This is a genomic window from Nostocoides japonicum T1-X7, assembly GCF_001046855.1.
GTDB classification, from domain to species: Bacteria; Actinomycetota; Actinomycetes; order Actinomycetales; family Dermatophilaceae; genus Nostocoides; species Nostocoides japonicum.
On the sequence record NZ_HF570958.1, the window covers coordinates 339,865 to 362,310 of the forward strand.

Here is a 22,446-nt window from a genome sequence, read left to right on the forward strand (position 1 = left end):
CTTGTTTGTCAGACAATCTGCTGTATGCTCGCCCTGGCTGTCCGATCGGGCGGCAGGACGGATTCGCGGGGAGCGGAGGAGCGATCGGTATGCGGGTCGTCGTCGGGGGCGGGCCGATCGGGTTGATGACGGCATACCACCTGGCCCGGGAGGGCGCGGAGGTCCTCGTCGTCGACGCGCGGAAGACGGGCCTCGGCGCGGGTGAGGTGAACGCCGGGTGGGTGTGCCCTGCCGAGTCGGCCCCGGTGCCGGGCGCGGGGATGATCGCGCAGTCGCTGAAGTGGATGCTGCACAGGGACAGCCCGCTCTACATCCGCCCGTCGGTCGATCCGGGGTTCGTCAGGTTCATGCTCGGCATGTGGCGGGCCTCCAACGAGCCCGCGCAGCGGGCCGGGTTCCGGGCGAGCCTGGCACTCGCCGAGGGCACGACGCGGGCCTACGACGAGTACCACGCCGACGGCATGGAGTTCGAGCTGTCGCACCAGGGTCTGCTCATGGCGTTCACCGAGAAGGAGAACCTCGAGCACCACCTGGCCAACCTCGACCTAGTCCGGGCCTTCGACCTCGACCCCCACGTGCTCATCGGCGACGACGTGCGGGTCCACGAGCCGCTCCTGTCGGACGCGGTCCATGGCGGCATCTTCTTCCCGAAGGAGCTGTACCTCGACCCGCCGGCGTTCATGGGGTCGCTCCATCGGCGGCTCGTCGAGCTCGGCGTCCGCATCGTCGAGGACGCCCCGGTCACCGGGTTCCGGCGCTCGGGCGACCGGGTGACACACGTCGTGACCGCCCGCGAGACCTTCGACGCCGACGACGTCGTCATCGCGGCCGGCGGCTGGTCGGCGGGCCTGACCAAGCTGCTCGGCCACCCCGTCCCCGTCCGCCCGGGCAAGGGCTACAGCGTCGACACGGAGCCGTTCGGGCTACGCAGCTCCACGAACCTCTCCGACGCGAAGGTCGCCGTCACGCCGCTGCACCGGGCACTGCGGCTCGCGGGGACGATGGAGTTCGGTGGCCTCGACGAGGACCTCAACCAGATCCGGATCGGCGCGATCCTCCGCGCCCCGACCGTCTACCTCCGCGACTGGCAGCCGCCGGCCGTCGACAGCGTCACCCCGAAGGCCGGCATCCGGCCGATGATGCCCGACGGGCTCCCGGCCATCGGCCGGCTCGGGGACCTGGCGAACACCTACGTGTCGACGGGCCACGGGATGATGGGCATCACCCTCGGACCGGCATCGGCGATGGCGATCACCGACCTCGTCCTGCGCGGTACCGAGCGGGAGGTCCTCGCCCCCTTCTCCCCCCGCCGATTCACGACGGGCTTCGTCCCGCGACGCCCGGCGCGACCGGTCGGCGCCTGACCGACCGGCGGACCCGCATACCAGGTCACCCACCCGACCGTTCATCCCACAGCAAGGAGACCCCGCTCATGTCCCGCAAGCCCGTCGCCCTCAAGGGCATCCTCGCGGCCGTCACGACGCCGTTCACCGCCGACGGGTCCGCCGTCGACGAGGACGCGCTGCGCGCCCAGGTCGAGCGCCTCGTCGGCGCCGGGATCCACGGTCTCGTGCCCTGCGGCACGACCGGGGAGTTCACGACCCTGTCGCCGGAGGAGTATCGGCGGGTCATCGAGGTCTACGTCGACGCCGCGGCGGGCCGGGTCCCGGTCGTCGCCGGGATCGGGTCGCTCACGACGCGGGGCGCCATCGAGCTGGCCCAGCACGCCGAGCGGGTCGGCGCCGACGCCGTCATGGTCGTCCCGCCGTTCTACGACCCGCTGTCCTTCGAGTCCCTCATGGCCTTCCTCGCCGACGTCGCGGGGGCGATCGGCCTGTCGGTCATGTACTACAACGTCCCGGGCGCGACCGGGCTTCGTCTCGACGCCGACCAGATCGCCCGGCTCGGCTCGATCGACGGGGTCGACTACCTCAAGGACACCTCCGGGGACGCCGTCACCCTGGCCGACCTGCTCGTCAACCGCACCGAGGACATCAAGGCCTTCAACGGGTGGGACACCCTCACCTTCTTCGGCCTCGCGAGCGGTGCGGAGGCCTCCGTGTGGGGGGTCGCCGGCGTCGTGCCCGAGCTCGCGGTCCGCCTGTGGGACACCGTCGTCGAGCGCGGCGACCTCGCCGCGGGTCGCGAGCTGTGGCGCGACCTGTGGGCGATCAGCGACTTCCTCGAGTCGGTCAACTACGTCGCCGGCATCAAGGCCGGCCTGGAGCTGCTCGGCCAGCCGGTCGGGCCGCCTCGCCTGCCCACCCAGCCGCTGCCCGCGGCCGACCGGGAGCGCTTCGCCGCCATCCTCGAGCGCGCCGGGGCGCTGCCCGCCGCCGTCTGAGGGCGAGCACAATCGCAGTCGACGGTGACAACGAGGAGAGGTATGCCATGAGCCAGTTCATCGACGGGACGCGTCGGGAGTCGGTGTCGGGCCGGCCCTGGGAGGTCCGCGACCCGAGCAACGGCGACCTCGTCGCGCAGGTGACCCTCGCGGACGGCGCGGACGTGGAGGCTGCGGTCGCCGCGGCGCGGGCGGCGTTCCCGGGCTGGTCGAGAGCGACGCCGGTGGAGCGCTCGGGCGTGCTCGCGACGTTCGCCAGACTGCTGGAGGACCGGGCCGAGGAGATCGCCCAGCTGGAGTCCAGGCAGGCGGGCAAGCCGATCCGACTGGCCCGCGAGTTCGACGTACCGGGGACGATCGACAACGTCGCCTTCTTCTCCGGCGCCGCCCGCAACCTCGAGGGCAAGGCGACCGGGGAGTACTCCGGGGACCACACCTCCTCGATCCGGCGCGAGCCCATCGGCGTCGTCGGATCCATCTCGCCGTGGAACTACCCCCTGCAGATGGCGGCCTGGAAGATCCTGCCCGCGATCGCCGCGGGCAACACGATCGTCCTCAAGCCGTCCGAGCTCACCCCGCTCACGTCGCTGCTGTTCGCCGAGATCGCCTCGCAGGCGGGCGTTCCCGACGGCGTCGTCAACGTGCTGACCGGGACCGGCGCCGACTGCGGCGCCGTCCTGCTGCGGCACCCGGACGTCGACATGGTCTCCTTCACGGGGTCGACCCGGGTCGGGCGGACCGTCCTGGAGGCCGCGGCGACGACGGCCAAGCGGGTCCATCTCGAGCTCGGCGGCAAGGCGCCGTTCGTCGTCTTCGACGACGCCGACCTGCAGGCCGCGATCCACGGCGCGGTCGCCGGGGCGCTCATCAACACCGGCCAGGACTGCACCGCCGCGACCCGCGCCATCGTCCACCGGTCGCTGTACGCCGACTTCGTCGACGGCGTCGCGAATCTCATGGCCCAGGTCCGTCTCGGCCCGACGAGCGACGAGGCGACCGACCAGGGTCCGCTCATCTCGACGGCCCACCGCGAGAAGGTCGCCGGAATGGTCGACCGCGCAACGGCATACGCACGCGTCGTCACCGGCGGCGAGATCCCCGGCGGTGACCTCGCCGCGGGCTCCTACTACACTCCCACCCTCGTCGCCGACGCCCCGACCGACTCCGAGATCGTCAAGGACGAGGTCTTCGGACCGGTCCTCGCCGCGATGCCCTTCGACACCGACGACGAGGCCATCGCCCTCGCCAACGACACCCCCTACGGCCTCGCCGCGTCCGCCTGGACCCGCGACGTCTACCGAGCCCTGCGCGCCACCGCCGAGATCCGCTCCGGCTGCGTCTGGGTCAACGACCACATCCCGATCATCAGCGAGATGCCGCACGGCGGGATGAAGCAGTCCGGCTTCGGCAAGGACATGTCGACGTACTCCTTCGACGACTACACCGTCGTCAAGCACGTCATGTACGACCGCACCGGTGACGCCGCCAAGGCCTGGCACCGCACGATCTTCACCCTGCCTGGCGCGTCCGGCCCGGCGGCTGACGGGTCGTGAACGGACGGCCCGCCGCATCGAGCGCGAGGCGCTTCGTCGCCGGCGACACCGACGTCATCTCGCGCGCGACCGTGCCGTCGGCGTCCGCGGCAACGTGATGGCACCCATCGGGGCCGTCGGGACCCGCGGGTCGACCGACACCGACGGCGCGCGAGGAACGGCCGGCGGTCGCCGGGTCGCGCTGGTGACCGGCGGGTCACGGGGCATCGGCGCTGCGACAGTGAGGGCACTGCATCGCGACGGATTCGACACCGTGGTCCACTGCGGTCACGACGAACGTGCGGCCAACGCCCTGGTGGCCGAGCTCGGTTCCGAGCGCGCGACCGTCATCGTGGCCGACCTCACCGATCCGGACGCCTACCAGCGGCTCTGGAGGGAGGCAGTCGGGTGGCGGGGCCGGATCGACGTCCTCGTCAACAACGCCGGAGCGTGGATCGGCTCGCCTCTGGAGAACCCCGCCGGCTGGATGTCGGGCTGGGAGGTCAACATCGCCCTCCACCTCCTCGCCCCGGCGAACCTGTGCCGTGAGGCGGTCCTGTTCTGGACCGACGAATGCCGTCCCGACAGGCCTCCCGGGATCGTCATCAACCTCGCCAGCCGCTCGTCCCACCGCGGCGACGATGCCGATCACCTCGCCTACGGCGCCACGAAAGGCGGAATCCTGGCTCTCACCAAGGGGATCGCTCGTGCCTACGCCCCCGATGTCCTCGCCTACGCCATCGCTCCCGGATGGGTCGCCACCGATCTCGTGGCGGACACGGACCTCACCGACATCGTCGCCGGCCTGCCCATGCGGGAAATGACTCCCGCCAAGGACGTCGCCGAGGTCATCGCCTTCCTGGCGAGCGGCCGGTCCCCGCACACGACGGGCGCCACGATCGACATCACCGGCGCCGACTACGTTCGCTGACCTTTCAACGCCACCGACTCCGACTCCGACTCCGACTCCGACTCCGACTCCGACTCCGACTCCGACAAGGAGCGCACACTCGTCGCTGTGGCCGTGCATGGATCACCTCGACACCGCCCCAATCGCGCCAAGGATCGAGGTGGTGATACGACGTGAGGGTCACCGCCCGCAGTGTCCCCGCTCGGTGGCACCGGCGGATGTGTCACCGCTGCCGAGTCGAGTGGGATCCGGTGTAATTGAGGGGACCGGGCCGGACATAAGAGGGATGTGCGCGCCGTGACCTCTGCCGAAGAGCAGGAGCGGCTCTTCGTGCGCCTGTATGAGGAGCATTACCCGACGGTCATGGACTTCCTCCGGCGACGTACCGACGAGACGACGGCCCGCGATGTCGCCGCGGAGACCTTCCTCGTGGCCTGGCGCAAGCTGGATCAGGCGATCGTCGGCGATCTGCCGTGGCTGTACCGGACGGGGCCTCACGCTGCGGAACAGCGAGCGCACGGAACGACGGCAACGACGGACCGCCGGCCGCCTGGCCGCCGAGCCCCCGCTCGCGAGCCCGGACCCTGCCGGTGCCCACGCCCATCGCTCGACCGTCCTGGCGGCCGTTCAGCGGCTGCCGGAAGCCGATCGCGAGCTGCTGTACCTGGTGGCCTGGGAAGGCCTGGACGTCAAGAGCGCCGCAGCTGCCACCGGTCGCAGCGCCGGGGCCACCGCCGTCCGGCTGCACCGGGCCCGGGCGCGCCTGCGCCACCAGCTCGGCGACCATCCCTCGCTCCCTTCCACGGTCCTTCCGGAGGCAAGTCCATGAGTCCCGACCGCCCGGATGTCGTCGCCCTCCTCGCCGCGGTGAACCCGGTCCCGCACGACCCGGGGACGGACAGGACCCTGGACATGCGGGCCCGAGCCGACCTCGCGGCGATCCTGACCTCGCTCCGGGATGAGGAGAGCTCTCATGCGCAGGGCCCTCCCCTCTCCACCAAGCGACACTGGTGTCGGCGTGCCGTCGTGGCCGGCGCAGTCGCCGTCGTCACGGCAGGCGTCCTCGGGGCGGGAATGATGGGGCGGGCCCCGTGGGCCGGGCCGGACACGGCACGGGCGGCGACTCCAGCCGCGCTCACCTATCGCCCGGTTCCCGGTGGCGCCGACGCCCCCACGATGCTGAGGACCCTCGCGGCTCAGGTCCGGCAGCTCCCACGCGACGACGGGCACGGCCGCTACGCGAACGTCACCGTGCGCGAGTGGAGTCTCTGGACGCGGGTCGACGGGAGACAGGTCACCTCGGAGGTCGTCCCGTTGGAACGACGCTCGTGGATCGCGGACGACGGCTCCGGCCGGCTGTCCACGACGGTCCTGCGCCCCGGCGCCTCCCCCCGCACGACAACAGCGGTGTACGGCCCCGGCGGCCTCTCCATGATGTGGCCCGCCGGGTCGCTGTCGGGCGACTCCAGGACGCTGGCCGAGCAGCTGGGCCGGGGACATCCCGCCGGGAACGGCCCGGCCGAACGCCTGGTGGCGATCGAGGACGCGTATCAGGCCATGCCCCTCGAGCCCAGCGTGCGCGCCGCCCTGCTCCGCTACCTGGCGGACACCCCCGGTCTCCTCCTGACCGGCCAGGTGTCCGATCGCGTCGGCCGTCCTGGCCTCGCCGTCAGCATCGACTCCGACTACTCCGGGCTTCCCACGCGATACACCCTCATCTTCGACACCACGACGGGCGCGCTCATCGACAGCGAGGAGACCCTCACCTCCAGCGCCGGCAAGCTCAACGTCACCATCCCGGCCGTGATCAGCTACACGGTGTTCCTCGGATCCCGCTACACCTCTCGCACGGAATAGCCACCATCTCATGGTGCGTGAACTACGCCACTCGGTGGTTACGGGGCGAGTTCCACCTGGGACGGGGCGGCAGCCGGTGCGTTGAATCGGGGTCGGCGAGGTGGCCGTCGTGGATCAGGCGGTGTTCGGAGGGTGCCGTCGGGGGCGATATGGCTGAACATCTGCTCGATGACGGTCAGGATGTGGGGGTCCTCGACGCGGTAGAGCTGGCGGCGGCCATCGCGACGGGCGGTGACAATACCGGCTGCGCGGAGCTTGGCGAGCTGCTGGCTGGCTGCGGGAATGTTGGCACCGGTGAGCTCGGCAAGGGTGGTGACGTCGTACTCGCCGCCGGCCAGCAGCCAGACCAGGTGCAGCCGGCCGGAAACGGAGAGCATGTCGAAGGTCGCGGCAGCGGCGTCGAGCTGCGCGGCGGTGATCCCGCGAACGGCTTGGTGGGAAGGAGTCGTGGATGTCATCTCGCCTGCTACTGTCCATCACGATCTAATGTTTGCGCAACCCGTTGACTATCGGTTAGACTGCCGGACGGCCCGCAAGCGGCCTGTTGAAGGAGGTGAGTCTGGTGAGCCCCGACCCCCATAGTCCCTGTCGAAGTCAATCCTTCGGTTCGCGCTGTGATCTGCGCACGTTCGCCGAGGTTCACATCTTTCATACTGCCGTGACCTGATCCATCTGCCCCCAGGACGCGGCGGTCCGATCCGCGCTCTGGGAGGTTCGCGATGAGCTTGTTGCGCCCGTTCGTCGGGTTCGATGTGACGCTGCGCTCGCGCACACGCCTGGTCGCGGATGCGGTGGTGCTCGTGGCGGTAGCGGTCGTGTTCTGGCTGCTGCTGCAGCTGGCACACGGGGTGGACGCCCCGTTCAACCGGGTCTCGGCCCCCTCGTCGGTGTCGACCGATCCCGCGAACCTGCCTTACTACGCGCTACGGTCGCTGGCGCGGATGTTCGCCGCGCTGACCATCTCGGTGGTGTTCACGTTCGTCTACGCGACGGCGGCAGCACGCTCGCGGCGAGCAGAGATGATCCTGCTGCCGATCCTGGACGTGTTGCAGTCCGTGCCGGTGCTGGGCTTCTTGTCAGTGACCTTGACGCTCTGGTTGACGTTGTTTCCGCGCACGGTGCTGGGCGTGGAGTGCGCGAGCGTCTTCGCGATCTTCACCAGCCAGGCGTGGAACATGACCTTCGCGTTCTACCAGTCACTGACCACCCAGTCCCGCGATCTGGACGAGGCGGCACGACTGCTGCGGCTGACCAAGTGGCAGCGGTTCTGGAAGCTGGACGTGCCCAGTGGGATGACCCCGCTGGTGTGGAACGGGATGATGAGCTTTGGCGGCGGCTGGTTCTTCCTGATCGCCTCCGAGGTCATCTCGGTGAACAACCACACCTATGCGCTGCCTGGCATCGGCTCTTACGTCGCCGCGGCGAGTGAGCACCGGCAAGTCGGCCGTCTGCTGCTGGCGATCGGCGTGATGATCGTGATGGTGGTCGGCGTCAATGTGCTGTTCTGGCGGCCACTGACCGCGTGGGCCGAACGGTTCCGCACCGGGGACACGGCCTCGGCGCAGGTGCAGCGCAGCCTGGTGCTCGACCTGCTGCGTCACTCTGCCCTCCCGACGCTCGTCGGTCGGGGACTGCGCCCGGCGGGTCACGCGTTGGACCGGGCGATGCGCCCCTTCGGGCTCGCCGACAGCCCGCTGCGGGTCAACCCGTATCGGCGCCGGGCCGGCGACATCGCATTCACCACTGTCGTGCTTGCACTCATCGGGTTCGGCACGTGGAAGATGCTGGTCTCCATCGACCACGGGACCGGGCTGGGCGAGTTCGGCCACGCCGCCCTGCTCGGACTGGCCACCTTCGCCCGAGTGCTCGTCCTGCTGGTCATCGGGTCGCTGGTGTGGGTTCCGGTCGGAGTCTGGATCGGGATGAACCCGAGGGTCACCCGCTACGCCCAACCGATCGTGCAGGTCCTGGCATCATTCCCGGCGAACTTCCTGTTCCCATTCGTCACCCTCGCTCTGATCCACACCGGGATCAGCCTCAACATCGGCGGCATCCTGCTGATGGCGCTGGGCGCGCAGTGGTACATCCTGTTCAACGTCATCGCCGGGGCAGCCGCGATCCCCAATGACCTGCGCGAAGCTGCCGCCAGCCTGCGGCTGGGCCGGTCGCTGCGGTGGCGCACACTGATCGTCCCGGCAATCTTCGCCTCCTGGGTCACCGGCGGCATCACGGCCGCGGGCGGGGCGTGGAACGCCTCCATCGTGGCCGAAGTCGTCTCCTACGGCGGTCACGACCTGACCGCCTACGGGCTGGGCGCATACATCACCCACGCGACCACCGACGGCAACTTCGCCCAGACCCTCGTCGGCGTCATCGTGATGAGCCTCTACGTCGTGGGCCTCAACCGGATCTTCTGGCGCCGCCTCTACCGCATTGCCGAGACGCGCTACTCACTCATCTGAAACGCCCTACCCAACGCTGACAGCCGACAACCGAAGGAGGTGCCGCGATGGCCACCCACCCGCTGCTCGCCACGACCGGCGAACAGACCGCGATCGTGGAGGTCGACCACGTGTCGAAGTCGTTTCTCTCCGCTGATGGCACCACCTTGCCGGTCCTCGATGACATCACCCTGACGCTGCACGAAGGCGAGATCGTCGCCCTGCTCGGCAAGTCCGGCTCGGGCAAGTCCACTCTGCTGCGAACCATCGCCGGGCTGATCGCCCCCACCACCGGCGAGGTTCGCTACCGCGGCACCCGACTCAACGGCGCCAACCCCGGAGTCGCAATGGTCTTCCAGTCCTTCGCCCTCATGCCCTGGCTCACCGTGCAGGACAACGTCGAGCTCGGGCTGCAGGCCCGCGGCATCGGCGAACGGCAGCGCCGCACCGCGGCCCTGAACGCGATCGACGCCATCGGCCTGGACGGCTTCGAGACCGCCTACCCCCGCGAGCTATCAGGGGGGATGCGTCAGCGCGTCGGTTTCGCCCGGGCACTCGTCCTACAGCCCGATGCGCTGCTGATGGACGAGCCCTTCTCCGCCCTCGATGTGCTGACCGCAGAGAACCTGCGCAATGAGCTCCTGAGCCTGTGGACCCACGCGGACTTCCCCACCCGGTGCCTGTGCATCGTCACCCACAACATCGACGAAGCCGTGCTGCTCGCCGACCGGGTGCTCGTCCTCGGATCCAACCCCGGTCACGTCAAGGCCGAAATACCCATCCACGTTCCCCGGCCCCGCGACCGTCGCTCCCCCACCTTCGAGGCAGCAGTCGACCAGATCTATGGCATCCTCACCGGCCGCGACGAGAACCCCGCCGCGGAAAGGGTCACTACTCCCGGACCACTCACCCACCCTTTGCCGGCCGCCAGTGTCGGCGGCCTTGCGGGCCTGGTCGAGATCGTCTATGCCCACAACGGCCAGACCGACCTGCCCGACCTGGCTGACGAGCTGTCCTTCGACGTCGATGACCTGCTCCCGCTTCTCGACGCCGCCACGATGCTCCGGCTGCTGGAAGTCGAGAGCGCCCAAGCGTTCCTCACCGATGCCGGCCGTGCCTGGTACACCGCCGACATCCAGACCAGCAAGCAACTCTTCGCCCACCACGTGGTCGAGCACGCCCCGCTGGTACGCACCATCGTCAAAGCTCTCGAGAACAGCGACGACGGCACCCTGCGCGACGACTTCTTCCGCGACCTGCTTCGGCGCGCCTACACCACCGAGGACATCGAGAAGCAACTCACCATCGCCATTGACTGGGGCCGCTACGGCGAACTGTTCGATTACGACGCCGACATCGGCGAGCTCATCCTCACGGAGGTCGCCGCCGCTGTCATCCCCCACCTCGCCGCAGCGGCAGACGAACCAGACGGCCCACACGATCAGGCGGGTCCGGCCGACGGCTGAGCCTTGGCCTTGCGCCGGGCGATCGGGACTCGACGCTCGGGAATGGTGTGCTGGGCACGGGCCAGCCCTGCCCGTCGACCGCGCCGCCGACTACGCCACCAGCTCGAGGGCGGCCCACAGCTCGGCGCGGTCGGCGAAGCGCTCGAGGTCGAGGCCGAGGAGCCGCTCGACGGCCGTGACGCGGTTGCGGAGGGTATGCCGGTGGATGCCGAGCTCGCGCGCCGCCGGGTCCCACGCGCAGTTGTGGTCCATCCAGGCCCGCAGCGTCTCGAGGAGGATGTCGCGCTGCTCCGGCGGCGCATCGAGGAGCGGCTGGAGGAGCCGGCGGGCGACGCTCGCCCCACCCGAGGTCTCGAGCAGCCCGAGGATCCCGTCGCCGACGAGGTCGTCGAACCGGACGAAGGGTCGCCCCTCGTGCGCCCGGGTCGCGGCCCGGTGCGCCTCGTCCAGCCCGACCGACAGCGCCCCCCACGTGACAGGGGTCGAGCAACCGGCAGTCAACCCGTTGCTCTGCAACAGCTTTCGCACCGGGGCCACGTCGTCGGCGCGGGACACGGTGACGAGCCGAGCGGCATACCGGGCGAAGAACAGCCGGCCGGGCCGGCGCTCCGCGAGGAGCTCGAGCTCGGACGCGAGGGACTGGTCCTCCCCACCCGCCGACACCGCACAGACCCGGACCGGCTCCTTCGGCAGCGGCCCCCACAGCTGCTCGGCGCTCCGGGCGGCGATCGCGACGGAGCCGGCGAGCATGAGCTCGAGGAGCCCCGCCCGCAGCAGCCCCCGGGCCTCGTCGAGGGCACGGGTCTGGTCCAGGGCGATGCTCGCGATGGCGATGACGCTCGTCACGAGATCGTGCCCGCCCTGCTCGAGCGGCTCGGTCGAGCCGACGACGAGGACGCCACGCAGCTCGGGCGGCTGGCCGAGCGTCTGGAGGGTGATGTCGCCATGCGCACCGGCCAGCCGAGCACCTCCTCGAGCCCGCCGGTGGAGGGCGCGCCGCACGTCGGCCTTCACCTCCTCGAGCGCTCCCGGCGGCGGCGTCACCCGGGTCTCGATGGGCACCCGGTGCCCGGAGGCGTCGAAGAGGGCCACCCAGCACCCGAGCCGCTTCTCCAGCTCGCGCAGCACGGCCGTCAGTCCGTCGGGACGCAGCGCGGCGCGGGCGACGGCACGTTGGGCCTCGAGGGACCATTCGAGCCGCTGACGCTGCTCCTCGGCCGTCGCGTCGGACACCGCCGTGACGATCGCCATGAACGGCGTCCTCGCGTCGACCTCGACGAGCGGGAGTCCGCGGTCGCGGCACGCGGCGACGACCGCCGCCGGGATCGCGTCGTGGACGACCGTCGACACGCCGAGCGCCGCGACGCCGGCGGACACGAGCCGGTCGACGTATGCCAGGGCCGAGCAGCCGGTCTCGTGCCCGTCCCGGGCCTGCCGGACCGCCTCGCTCCGGTCACCGGCTCGGCCACCGTCGTCGGAGTCTCCATCGGGGCGGGGTGCGGTGCCGGCGCTCACTGCCTCGAACTGGGCGCCGTCGGTGAGCAGGAGCCCGCCCGGTGTGAGCCACGGCGTGGGGTCGGGCAGGTCCGAGCTGTGCGCCCAGGTCAGCGGCTGGGTCAGCGCGTCCGCGTCGTCGGCCCCGGTCACGAGGCGCAGGTGGAGGTCCTCCTGACGCAGGAGGAACTGCAGCGTCGGCTGCATGGCATACCACCTCTCCGGAAAGTGCCGGAATGTCGAGGCGACCCGCCTCGGGATGGACAGAACGAGCATACGGTGGACCCGTGGGTCACGGGACGATAGCGGGCATGACGACGCTCATCCCGAACCCCGCGGCCGACCTCACCCACGCCCACCTCACGAACGCGGACGTGGCGCAGCTGGACACCCGATCGGTGTTCCACTCCTGGTCCGCGCAGGGCGCGCTCAAGCCGCTGCCCATCGCGGGTGGCTCGGGCAGCGTCGTCTGGGACCACGACGGGAAGCGCTACCTCGACTTCTCCAGCCAGCTCGTCTACACCAACCTCGGCCACCAGCACCCCAAGGTCGTCGGCGCCATCACCGAGCAGGTCCAGCAGCTCGCGACGATCGCACCGGCACACGCCAACGAGACCCGCGCGGAGGCGGCGCGCCTGGTGACCGAGCGCGCACCCGAGGGCTTCCACAAGGTCTTCTTCACCAACGGCGGCGCCGACGCCAACGAGAACGCCATCCGGATGGCGCGGCTCGTGACGGGCCGGGACAAGGTCATCTCGCGGTACCGCTCCTACCACGGCAACACCGGTGCCGCGATCGTCGCGACCGGCGACTGGCGCCGCGTCCCCAACGACTTCGCCCGGGGCCACGTCCACGTCTTCGGCCCGTACCTCTACCGCTCGGAGTTCTGGGCGACGACCCCGGAGGAGGAGTCGGCCCGCGCGCTGCACCACCTCGAGCGCGTCATCCAGCTCGAGGGCGCCTCGACGGTCGCGGCGATCCTCCTCGAGACGATCCCCGGCACGGCCGGCATCATCGTCCCGCCGCCCGGCTACCTCGCCGGGGTGCGCGAGATCGCCGACCGCTACGGCATCATCCTCATCCTCGACGAGGTAATGGCCGGGTTCGCCCGGACGGGCGAGTGGTTCGCGTTCGACGCGTTCGACGTGCGGCCCGACCTCATCACCTTCGCCAAGGGCGTCAACTCCGGCTACGTGCCGGTGGGCGGCGTCGTCATCTCCGACGCCATCGCCGAGGCCTTCGACGAGCGCGTCTTCCCCGGCGGCCTCACCTACTCCGGCCACCCGCTCGCCGCGGCGAGCGTCGTCGCGAACCTCACGGCGATGGCCGAGGAGGGCGTCGTCGAGAACGCCCGGCGGATCGGGACGGAGACCTTCGGGCCCGGCCTCGCCGCGCTGGCCGAGAAGCACGACGTCATCGGCGAGGTCCGCGGCGCGGGCGTCTTCTGGGCCGTCGAGCTCGTCGCCGACCGAGCGACCCGCGAGCCGGTCGACGCGGCGACGATCGGCCGCCTCAAGGCCGCTCTCCTCGAGCGGGGCCTGCTGCCCTTCACCGCCGACAACCGTCTCCACGTCGTCCCGCCGGCCATCGTCACGACCGACGAGGCGGCCCAGGGCCTCGCCATCATCGACGAGGCGCTCGCCACCCTCTGACGAGCACAGCGCAGCCACCACCTGGTGTCACCGCCCGTCCAAAGGCCGTGGCATCGACCGACAGCGGGGCCCGCGTGCCCGCCCTCCAGGATGAGGGTGGGCACGCGGGCCCCGTTCTCGTTCCTGCGGTTTCGTATGCGACGCCAGCCGCTGACGACCGGCAACTCGGGCATTCAGGAGCAGTTTGTGCATTCCACTCACACCGGGGCCGCATCCCGGCTAACGTTCCTCACATGACGACGCCCGGGGGGGCGCGTCAAGAGAAATCGGGGGAACACATGACACGGCGAGCCATGACGGCGGCCAGCAGACGTATCCATACACGGGGTCCGACGGACCGGACCCGGTCACCGGGTGGGGACCCGGTGCCGGCGAGCATCCTCGCCTGACACCCGTCCGAGAGAGAGACCCGAGACGCCCTCACCGGCGGATCTGCGCGGGCTCCTCGGGTGGGCCATGCCCACCGGCCACCTGCGGGTGGCGTCACTCGTAGGCCAGCGGCGCACATCAGAGGCGTGCCCGCCCGCCTACGAGCACTCCTGATCTCCGCGTCCACCTGACGCGGACGACAGGCGAGTCACCATGCGCTCGCGCGTTGAGGCACGCGTCGGGCTCGGCTCGCCCATCGATGCCCGACGTCCCGAAGGCCCCTGCCTGCTCGGGACCGGCCGGCATCACTCGCAACAACCCCAGGTCGACGGACCGATAGCTGGCTGCGGCTGCGCGCCGACGCCGGCAGGGGGCAACGAAATCCCATGAGGGGGAAAGAAACACCATGAGGGGGAACGGGAACACCATGAGGAAGACCATCTTCACGACCGTCGCGCTGGCGGCCTGCCTGTCCGCGGTCGCAGGGCCGGCATTCGCGTCCGGGAGCACCGGCCAGTGTGTCGCCACGCCGGCGAAGACGTCGACGGTCCACCACGACGCCACCGGTCACACGACGGTCTGGACGCTGCCCGGAAGCGACGCGGTCACCCACGAGGAGAGCCGGTGGGTACGCACCGTCCCGGCCGTCGAGGAGCTGAGCCACCTCACGCAGCGCTGGACCCGCACCATTCCCGGGTATGCCGCCGTCACCCACGACGAGGGGCAGTACGAGCGCGCCGTCCCCGCGGTGGACGCCGTGACCCACGACGAGCGCCAGTACGAGCGGACGATCCCCGGCATCGCCGCCGTCACCCACGACGAGGGGCAGTACAAGCGCACCGTCCCCGCGGTGGACGCCGTGACCCACGACGAGCGCCAGTACAAGCGGACGATCCCCGGCATCGCCGCCGTCACCCACCTCGAGGCGCGCTACACGCGCACCGTGCCGGCCACGGCGCAGCAGAGCCACGAGGAGTACCGCTTCAGCCGGACGAACCCCGGCAGCGCGGCCGTCACCCACGACGAGCACCAGTTCCGCCGTTGGGTGGACACCGTGCCGGCCGTCAAGGAGAAGTCCCACAAGGAGTACAAGTACTCCAAGACGATCACGTCGCCCTCGCACACGGAGTACCGGTACGCCCTGGAGTCCAAGACGGTCACCTACACCGGGAGAGACCACAGGGTCACCGACTGGCTCGACGCCAACTCCTCGTCGCACGCGGGGAGCCAGTGGACCCTGAAGACCTCGGTCCTGGAGGCGGCCCACTTCGACTACTCGAGTGTCCCGACGGACGGCTCGGTGAGCCTCTCCGCGTACGGTGGTCCGAACGTCACCGTCTCCTACCACATCAACCCCGAGTCCCAGATCAGCGACTGGACGACGAGCACGACGAGCACCATCCCGGGCGGGTACCGCGTCGGGACCCGGACGGTCCAGGGCACGACGGAGACGGTGTACTACGACAACGGCGACTGGACGACGGACACGCCGGGTTCGCCCTGGAAGCAGATCGACCAGCGGACCGTGGTCGACCAGGAGGCGGTCCCCGCCGTCCCGGCGCACTACGAGTACCGCACGGCCAGCGGGTCGGCGAGCACGAACGCCGGCGACGCCGGATGGTTCACGGCCGGCTCGTTCTCCGGGTGGACGGTCTTCGCGAACCGCACCGTCACCGACAAGGCCGCCGTGGCGCCGTTCACCGAGTACCGCGCCGCAGACGGGTCGGCGAGCCCGAAGGAGTCCGACGCGGCGTGGTTCCGCGACGCGACGTTCTCCGGTTGGAGCTCCTTCGACCACCAGACGGTCGTCGACCACCACGCCACGCCGGAGCAGGTCTACTACCTCGGGGCCGACGGCGCCTCGGTCTCCGACGAGGCGGACGCCGCGTGGATCACCGTCGGCACGCCGGTCGGGTCCGGCTGGACGCAGCTCGACACGAGGACCGTGACGGACCAGGCCGCCGTGCCGGGGTACGACGAGTACTACGTCCAGGGCGGGGCGCCGAGCCGCACCCTCACCGACGCCAACTGGACGACCGACACCCCCGACGGGTGGGAGCTCGTCGACACCCAGACCGTGACGGACCAGGCCGCCGTCCCGGCGTACGACGAGTACTACGTCCACGACGGGTCGCCGAGCCGCATCCTTGGCGACACCAACTGGACGACCGACACCCCCGACGGGTGGGAGCGGGTCGACACCCGGACCGTGACCGACGAGGCGGCCGTGCCGGGCTACGTCGAGTACTACACCCCCGGCGGCGAGCCGAGCCGCGACCTCGGCGACGCCAACTGGACGACCGACACCCCCGACGGATGGGACGTCGTCAACGAGCGGACCGTCACCGACGAGGCGGCCGTGCCCGGCTACGTCGAGTACTACACCCCCGGCGGAGAGCCGAGCCGCGACCTCAGCGACGCCAACTGGACGACCGACGTCCCCGAGGGATGGGAGCAGGTCGCCACCCGCACCGTCACCGACGAGGACGAGGTCCCGGACCGGATCCAGTACCTCACCTACGACGCGGAGACCGACGCGTTCGGCACGACGCAGAAGGAGGCGAAGGCGAGCTGGATCCCGGAGGACGTCGCCCCCCCGAAGACCGGGAAGCGCCCGGCGTGGACGACGTTCGGCGACCCGGACAAGGTCGTCGACCAGGCCGCGGTGCCCGGGTACACGGAGTACTACGTCCACGACGGCGAGCCGACGAGCGACCTCACCGACGCGAACTGGACGACGGACACCCCCGGCGACGACTGGACCCTCGTCGACACCCGCATCGTCACCGACGAGGAGGCGGTGCCTCCTGTGGACATCACCGAGTCGGTCGTCGACAAGGCGGCGTGGGACGAGAAGGTGACGACGCCGGCGGTCTACACGACGTGCCCGGCCAAGCCGACGACCAACGTCGTGCGGACCACGAGCGCGCCGACGACGACCACGAGCGTCGCACCGGCCAGTGCATCGTCCCTCGCCTACACCGGCGCCGGGGACATGACGCCGTACCTCATCGGCGGCGTCGCCCTGCTCACCACCGGCATGGGCCTCGTCCTCACCACCAAGTGTCGCCGCCGCGACGCCTGACCCACAGACGTGATCCCCCGCGCCAGCCCCGGCGCGGGGGATCACCTGTCGGTGGGCGGGGTCGCCGGAGCGGGCGGAGGAGCGTCGGTGGCGCGGCATACGGTGGACCCATGACGGACCTGGCCATCGGAGCGCACGTCGAGCAGGAGGACCCGGTCGCCGAGGCGGTCACGCGGAAGGCGGCGGTCGTCCAAATCTTCCTCGGCGACCCGCAGAGCTACAAGGGCCCCGTCGTCCGGTATGCCGGGGGCGCCGACGGCCTGCGGGAGGCCGTCGCGGCGGCCGGGGTCAGCCTCTACGTCCACGCGCCGTACCCGATCAACGTCGCCTCGCTGAACAACCGGATCCGGATCCCCGGGCGCAAGCTGCTGCAGCAGCACGTCCTCGCCGCGGCGTCCGTCGGCGCGAAGGGCGTCATCGTCCACGGCGGCCACCTCGGCGTCGACGAGGATGCGGCAACCGGTTTCGACAACTGGCGCAAGTGCGTCGACGGCCTCGAGCTGCCTATCCCGCTCCTCATCGAGAACACCGCGGGCGGCGACAACGCGATGGCCCGGCGCCTGGAGGCCATCGACCGGCTGTGGTCCGCCATCGCGCCGGCCTCCGGGTCCGATCGCGTCGGCTTCTGCCTCGACACGTGTCACGCACACGCCGGCGGCAACGACCTCGCGACGATCGTCGACAAGGTCCGCGCGATCACCGGCCGGATCGACCTCGTCCATGCCAACGACTCCCGCGACGCGTTCGACTCGGGCGCGGACCGGCATACCAACTTCGGGTCGGGCTTCATCGCGGCCGACGACCTCCTCGGGGTCGTGCAGGAGGCCGGGGCACCCGTCGTATGCGAGACCCCGGGTGGCGCCGAGGGCCAGGGCGAGGACATCGCGTGGCTCCGCGAGAACCTCTGACTCCTCACGTCTGACCGATCGGGCCGACGATCTGTCACCGACGGCTCCCTCGGTCGGACGGAGAAGTTGCACCTGGACGGAGCAATATCTCCGTCCGCACGCAAGTTCTCCGTCCGGCTGAGGAGAGGTGGGCGCTCAGAGCCGGCCGCGGATGGGGGTGCGCTCCGCGGTGTCCGGCTCGGGCATGAGCATCTCCGCGCGGAGCCCGAGCAGACGGATCGCTCGGCCCTCCTCCCGCTTGCCGGCGAGGACCAGCGCCGCCGCCTCGACCGTCCCGGCATCGCTCGTCGGCTCCGGGAGCGTCCGGCTGAACGTCTTGGTGAAGAAGGGGACGTAGCGCACCTTGAGAGTGATCCGGATGACCGGTCGGCCCTCCGCATGGACGTCCTCCATGACCTGGGCGGCCAGCACCCGCACCGCCTCCTCGACCTCGGCGGGCTCGGTGAGGTCCTGCTGGTAGGTCGTCTCGCGGCTGTGTCCCCGCGCGACCCAGGGCGTGTCGTCGACGACCCGCGATCCGTGTCCCGACCCGAGCTCGGCGTACCACGCGCCCATCCGCGGCCCGAACTCCCCGACGAGCACCTCCGGGTCCGTAGCCGCGAGCTCGGCGACCGTGCGGATGCCGTGGCGCGCCAGCCGTCTCGACACGGCCGCCCCGACTCCCCAGAGGTCGCGCACCGGGCGGCCCCCCATGACGTCGAACCAGGTGTCCCGCGTCAGGCGGTAGACGCCGCGCGGCTTGCCGAAGCCGGTCGCGATCTTCGCGCGGATCTTGTTGTCGCCGATGCCGATCGAGCAGTGCAGCCGGGTCCTCGCGAGGACGTCGGCCTGCACCTCCCGCGCGAAGGCCTCCGGCTCGTCACCCTCGTAGGCGAGGAAGGCCTCGTCCCAGCCGAGGACCTCGAGCCGCCCGTGCCGTCGCAGGGTCGCCATGACCTCCGCTGACGCGGCGTCGTAGGCCGCCTTGTCGACGGGGAGGAACACCGCGTCGGGTGCGAGACGGTATGCCGTGCGCAACGGCATACCGGACCCCACGCCGAGCTCCCGGGCTTCGTACGACGCCGTCGAGACGACGGCTCGCTCCGCCGGGTCGCCGCGTCCGCCGACGACGACCTGACGGCCGGCGAGCTCGGGATGCCGCAGCACCTCGACGGCCGCGATGAACTGGTCGAGGTCGACGTGCAGCACCCACCGGCTCGGGGACGCCTCCATCCCGACAGTCTCCCAAGAGCGGCTGACATCGCGCGGGACACGCACGTCGACGGGGACGGCGAACGCCGCGCCGGCTCGGGACGCCGGCTCCTTCCCCGATGCGGCTCCGAGCCGACCAGCGGGTCGGACCACGACCGGCCCCCTGGGGTGCACGACCGGCCACAACGAGCACGCCACGGCACCCGGGACCGTCGTCAGCCGGCGGCGCGGACCGCGCTGACGGCCTCCCAGGCGAAACCGTCGGGGTCCGTGCACGGACCGATGTCCCCCACGACCGTCAGCCGGTGCGACCCGCTGCCCTCGGGCGGGACGCCGGCGTCCTTCGCGAGCGCGCGCCGCCGATAGAGCCCCAGGGAGACCGGGCTCGCCGACGTGTCGAACTGGACGTAGGAGCGGCCGAAGCTCTTGGCCACGGCCAGCCCGTGATCGACGTAGAAGCGCTTGCTCGCCGCGACGTCGTCGACTCCGAGGAGGAGGACGAGGTCGTCGAACGCCCTCGTCGCTGGTCCCGTGTCCTTCCTCGCGGAGGTGGCGACCTTCCAGATGGCTCCGTCGGGGGCCTGGACGACACCGCCGTATCCCCAGAGGGACCTCTTGGCCGGCTTGAGGGTGGTGGCCCCTGCCTCGACCGCGGAGCCGAGGAGGCTGTCGACGGTGGACGGCTGGGCGACGGTGAGCGACAGCGTGAAGCCGCGGAAGCCGTCGGAAGGGTCCTGCGCGCGGCGCAGCTGTACGACGGGGCCGAGGCCGAAGGCCTCCGTGGAGAACCGCCGGGCGGCCACGGGGTCGGCGACGTCGAGGACGATGGATTCGATGTGTGTCATGGCCACGACGCTAGGCGGCGCGGCACCGCCGGTGCTTCTCGATTCCTGACCGACTGGGCGCCGGGCTTCGACGAGCCCGCGGTCGCGCAACGCCGATCAAGCGCGCCCGGGGCGAGCGGGAGCACGCTGGTCCCGTGAGCACGGATCCCGACACCTTCCACCGGCTCCTCGCCCTCGTCGAGACGTCCCTCGACGACCCGGCGAGCAGCCCGGCGGAGCTGGCCCGGCAGGCATACCTCTCGCGCTTCCACTTCGACCGGCTCGTCGCGGCCGCGACCGGAGAGCCACCGGGGGCGCTGCGCCGCAGGCTCCTCCTCGAGCGGGCCGCCCACCGGGTCACGACGACGGCGACAGGCCTGCTCGACATCGCCGTGGAGGCGGGGTACGGCTCGCACGAGGCGTTCACGCGTGCCTTCGTCGCCGCATACGGGAGGACACCCTCGGCGGTGCGCGGTGACCCGCCGCCGACCTTCCGCGACCTCGAGCTGCCGTGCCCGAGCGACGTGCACTACCAACCACCCGGCGGCCTCCGGCTGCCGGCCGACCGCAAGGAGTCCGCCATGGACGTCATCCAGCAGCTCGTCGACCACCACGTGAGCGTTCTCGCCGAGATCATCGAGCGGATGCGGCGCCTGCCGCAGGAGACCCTCGACGCACCGATCGCCGTCTCCGTCGAGACGATCGACGACCGCCCGACGCTGCGCTCCGTCGTCAACGCGATGGTCACCCAGGAGGAGCACTGGCTGTCCGCGCTCCGCGGCGGCGGCTGGCCCGACGAGAGCGACCGGAGCGTCGACGGCCTGGCGGAGCGGCATCGCGTCGCCGGCGCGGGATGGCGCGCGTTCGTCGCCCGGACTCTCGCCGAGGGGCGGCTCGCGGACACCTTCGTCGACACGACGTGCGAGCCGCCCATCACCCACTCGCTCGGCGGCACGATCGGGCACGTCATCACCTTCGCCGCCGTCCGGCGGACCCTGGCCGTCGGCGCCCTGGAGTCGGCGGGCATCACCGATCTCGGGGCCGGCGACCCCCGCCCGTACCTCGACTCCTGCGCGATGAGCGGCTGACGGTGCATGTATCACCGGCGGGCCGGCCGACTCCTTCAGTCATAGGGGCCGTTCCTCGGTCCCCCGGCACCCCGAGGAGTCGTCATGCCCGACATCACCACCGTCCGCCTCCGTGAAGGCGTCACCCTCGACGACCTCAGCAGCATCCTCGCGAAGATCGTCGACCTGCAGGGCTGCCCCGCGTGCGGTCTCAACGGGTTCGACCTGCGCTTCGAGGTGGACCCGGAGATCCGGTTCGCCGAGCTGAGAGAGCAGTTCGCCACGCAGATCGTCGGCATCGACGTGAACCGGGGCGCGCTCCAGCCGGCACGCCGGCTCGGATGACCTCGCCGTCGTCCACCCACCCCTCCCCGGGGCCCGCCCTCGGCGTGTCCTGGGAGGGCCGGCCCGTCGCGCTCCTCGAGGCGGTGGCCGACCACGTCGACGTCGTCGAGGTCGTCCCCGACTGCCTCGTCGGGCCGGACGGGAACATCGCGACCGAGCGCCTGCGCGAGCTGGACCGGTTCGCACCGCGTCTCGACGTGACATACCACGGCATCGGCCTGTCGATCGGCTCCGTCGAGGGGTGGAACGAGGCCTACCTCGGCCATCTCGAGACGCTCCTCGCCTGGCGCAGGCCGCTCTGGCACAGCGAGCACCTCGGGTTCACCGAGGTCGACGGGTCCTTCCTCGGGGCGATGCCCTGCCTGCCGCCCACCCTGGAGGCCCTCGACCTCGTCGTCGAGCGGGTCCTCACGTTGCAGGAGCGCTACGGCCTCGAGTTCATGCTCGAGCACGTCGCGAGCCCGCTGGACCGGCCCGGAGACATGTCGCTCGCGACGTTCCTCAACACGATCGCGTCGGAGACCGGGTCGCGGATGCTCCTGGACCTCCACAACCTCGAATGCGACGCCGACAACGGACTCCTGGACCTCGACGTCTTCTTCGACGAGCTGGACTGGGCGGCCGTCGGCGAGATCCACGTGGCGGGCGGGGTCTGGCAGGACGGCTGGCATCTCGACGTCCACGCGGGGACCGTCGCCGAGTCGACCGGACAGCTGCTCCGCCTGGCCCTCGCCGAGGCCGAGAACGTCGGGCTCGTCGTCTACGAGGTCCTCGCCTCGGCCGTCCCGCGGCTCGGCGTCGACGGCGTCGTCGCCGAGGTCGACCGGCTGCGGGGGGTCATCGACGAGGCGTTCCTCGATCGGACGGCTCGGCCCGAATGCGGGTCGCGCCGGTGAGCCGGCCCCCGGCGGCAGGCCGGCTCCCGGCGGCAGGCCGGCTCCCGGCGGCAGGCCGGCTCCCG

The 22,446-nt window shown here is 71.1% G+C and carries 18 protein-coding genes; 14 read left to right on the forward strand and 4 right to left on the reverse strand.

Annotation, left to right across the window (positions count from 1 at the left end):
• Positions 1-89 precede the first annotated feature (89 nt).
• From BN12_RS01550 to BN12_RS01570, 6 genes are all read left to right on the forward strand, one after another.
• Complete coding sequence (locus BN12_RS01550) at positions 90-1,364, forward strand: NAD(P)/FAD-dependent oxidoreductase (protein ID WP_048549739.1); 1,275 nt, start codon at positions 90-92, stop codon at positions 1,362-1,364.
• A gap of 68 nt (positions 1,365-1,432) precedes the next feature.
• Positions 1,433-2,344: a dihydrodipicolinate synthase family protein gene (locus BN12_RS01555; RefSeq protein ID WP_048549740.1), complete on the forward strand. Its 912-nt coding sequence runs from the start codon at positions 1,433-1,435 to the stop codon at positions 2,342-2,344.
• Between the two features lie 47 nt (positions 2,345-2,391).
• Entirely contained in the window at positions 2,392-3,897 is a 1,506-nt protein-coding gene (locus BN12_RS01560) for a gamma-aminobutyraldehyde dehydrogenase (protein WP_048549741.1), read from the forward strand.
• Positions 3,898-4,081: 184 nt separating this feature from the next.
• Entirely contained in the window at positions 4,082-4,807 is a 726-nt protein-coding gene (locus BN12_RS01565; RefSeq protein WP_407667817.1) for an SDR family NAD(P)-dependent oxidoreductase, read from the forward strand.
• A gap of 385 nt (positions 4,808-5,192) precedes the next feature.
• Positions 5,193-5,615, forward strand: a complete 423-nt coding sequence (locus BN12_RS26625) for a sigma factor-like helix-turn-helix DNA-binding protein (protein ID WP_162233017.1) — start codon at positions 5,193-5,195, stop codon at positions 5,613-5,615.
• The gene (locus tag BN12_RS01570; RefSeq protein ID WP_048549742.1) at positions 5,612-6,643 is read left to right on the forward strand and encodes a CU044_5270 family protein; all 1,032 of its coding nucleotides are present in this window, start codon (positions 5,612-5,614) and stop codon (positions 6,641-6,643) included. Before BN12_RS26625 ends, BN12_RS01570 begins: the two co-directional genes overlap by 4 nt.
• 38 nt (positions 6,644-6,681) lie before the next feature.
• Here the strand turns inward: BN12_RS01570 and BN12_RS01575 are convergent, their stop codons facing one another.
• Positions 6,682-7,101 (reverse strand): ArsR/SmtB family transcription factor, encoded by a 420-nt coding sequence (locus tag BN12_RS01575; RefSeq protein ID WP_048549743.1) that lies wholly within the window; start codon positions 7,099-7,101, stop codon positions 6,682-6,684.
• Between the two features lie 261 nt (positions 7,102-7,362).
• On the opposite strand from BN12_RS01575, the gene BN12_RS01580 reads away from it, so the two are divergent.
• Positions 7,363-9,105, forward strand: a complete 1,743-nt coding sequence (locus BN12_RS01580) for an ABC transporter permease (RefSeq protein ID WP_048549744.1) — start codon at positions 7,363-7,365, stop codon at positions 9,103-9,105.
• A 47-nt stretch (positions 9,106-9,152) separates the two neighbouring features.
• The gene (locus BN12_RS01585; protein ID WP_048549745.1) at positions 9,153-10,550 is read left to right on the forward strand and encodes an ABC transporter ATP-binding protein; all 1,398 of its coding nucleotides are present in this window, start codon (positions 9,153-9,155) and stop codon (positions 10,548-10,550) included.
• Positions 10,551-10,640: 90 nt separating this feature from the next.
• Here BN12_RS01585 and BN12_RS01590 read toward each other — a convergent pair whose 3' ends face one another.
• Entirely contained in the window at positions 10,641-12,251 is a 1,611-nt protein-coding gene (locus BN12_RS01590) for a PucR family transcriptional regulator (protein WP_048549746.1), read from the reverse strand.
• A gap of 104 nt (positions 12,252-12,355) precedes the next feature.
• Between BN12_RS01590 and BN12_RS01595 the strand changes: the two genes are divergently transcribed.
• From BN12_RS01595 to BN12_RS01605, 3 genes are all read left to right on the forward strand, one after another.
• Positions 12,356-13,696, forward strand: a complete 1,341-nt coding sequence (locus BN12_RS01595; RefSeq protein ID WP_048549747.1) for an aspartate aminotransferase family protein — start codon at positions 12,356-12,358, stop codon at positions 13,694-13,696.
• A gap of 796 nt (positions 13,697-14,492) precedes the next feature.
• The gene (locus tag BN12_RS01600) at positions 14,493-17,150 is read left to right on the forward strand and encodes a hypothetical protein (protein WP_157635292.1); all 2,658 of its coding nucleotides are present in this window, start codon (positions 14,493-14,495) and stop codon (positions 17,148-17,150) included.
• Positions 17,151-17,260: 110 nt separating this feature from the next.
• Positions 17,261-18,058: a deoxyribonuclease IV gene (locus BN12_RS01605; protein ID WP_048549749.1), complete on the forward strand. Its 798-nt coding sequence runs from the start codon at positions 17,261-17,263 to the stop codon at positions 18,056-18,058.
• Positions 18,059-18,193: 135 nt separating this feature from the next.
• On the opposite strand, the gene BN12_RS01610 is transcribed toward BN12_RS01605, so the two are convergent.
• The gene (locus tag BN12_RS01610) at positions 18,194-19,270 is read right to left on the reverse strand and encodes a DNA polymerase IV (protein ID WP_200901117.1); all 1,077 of its coding nucleotides are present in this window, start codon (positions 19,268-19,270) and stop codon (positions 18,194-18,196) included.
• Positions 19,271-19,464: 194 nt separating this feature from the next.
• Entirely contained in the window at positions 19,465-20,094 is a 630-nt protein-coding gene (locus BN12_RS01620) for a VOC family protein (RefSeq protein ID WP_048555878.1), read from the reverse strand.
• 134 nt (positions 20,095-20,228) lie between these two features.
• Here BN12_RS01620 and BN12_RS01625 point away from each other — a divergent pair, with 134 nt between their 5' ends.
• From BN12_RS01625 to BN12_RS01635, 3 genes are all read left to right on the forward strand, one after another.
• On the forward strand, positions 20,229-21,161 hold the full coding sequence (locus BN12_RS01625; RefSeq protein ID WP_048549752.1) for a helix-turn-helix domain-containing protein: 933 nt from the start codon (positions 20,229-20,231) through the stop codon (positions 21,159-21,161).
• Between the two features lie 84 nt (positions 21,162-21,245).
• On the forward strand, positions 21,246-21,485 hold the full coding sequence (locus BN12_RS01630; protein ID WP_048549753.1) for a hypothetical protein: 240 nt from the start codon (positions 21,246-21,248) through the stop codon (positions 21,483-21,485).
• Positions 21,482-22,381, forward strand: a complete 900-nt coding sequence (locus BN12_RS01635) for a DUF692 domain-containing protein (RefSeq protein ID WP_083454329.1) — start codon at positions 21,482-21,484, stop codon at positions 22,379-22,381. Before BN12_RS01630 ends, BN12_RS01635 begins: the two co-directional genes overlap by 4 nt.
• The last annotated feature ends 65 nt before the right edge of the window (positions 22,382-22,446 follow it).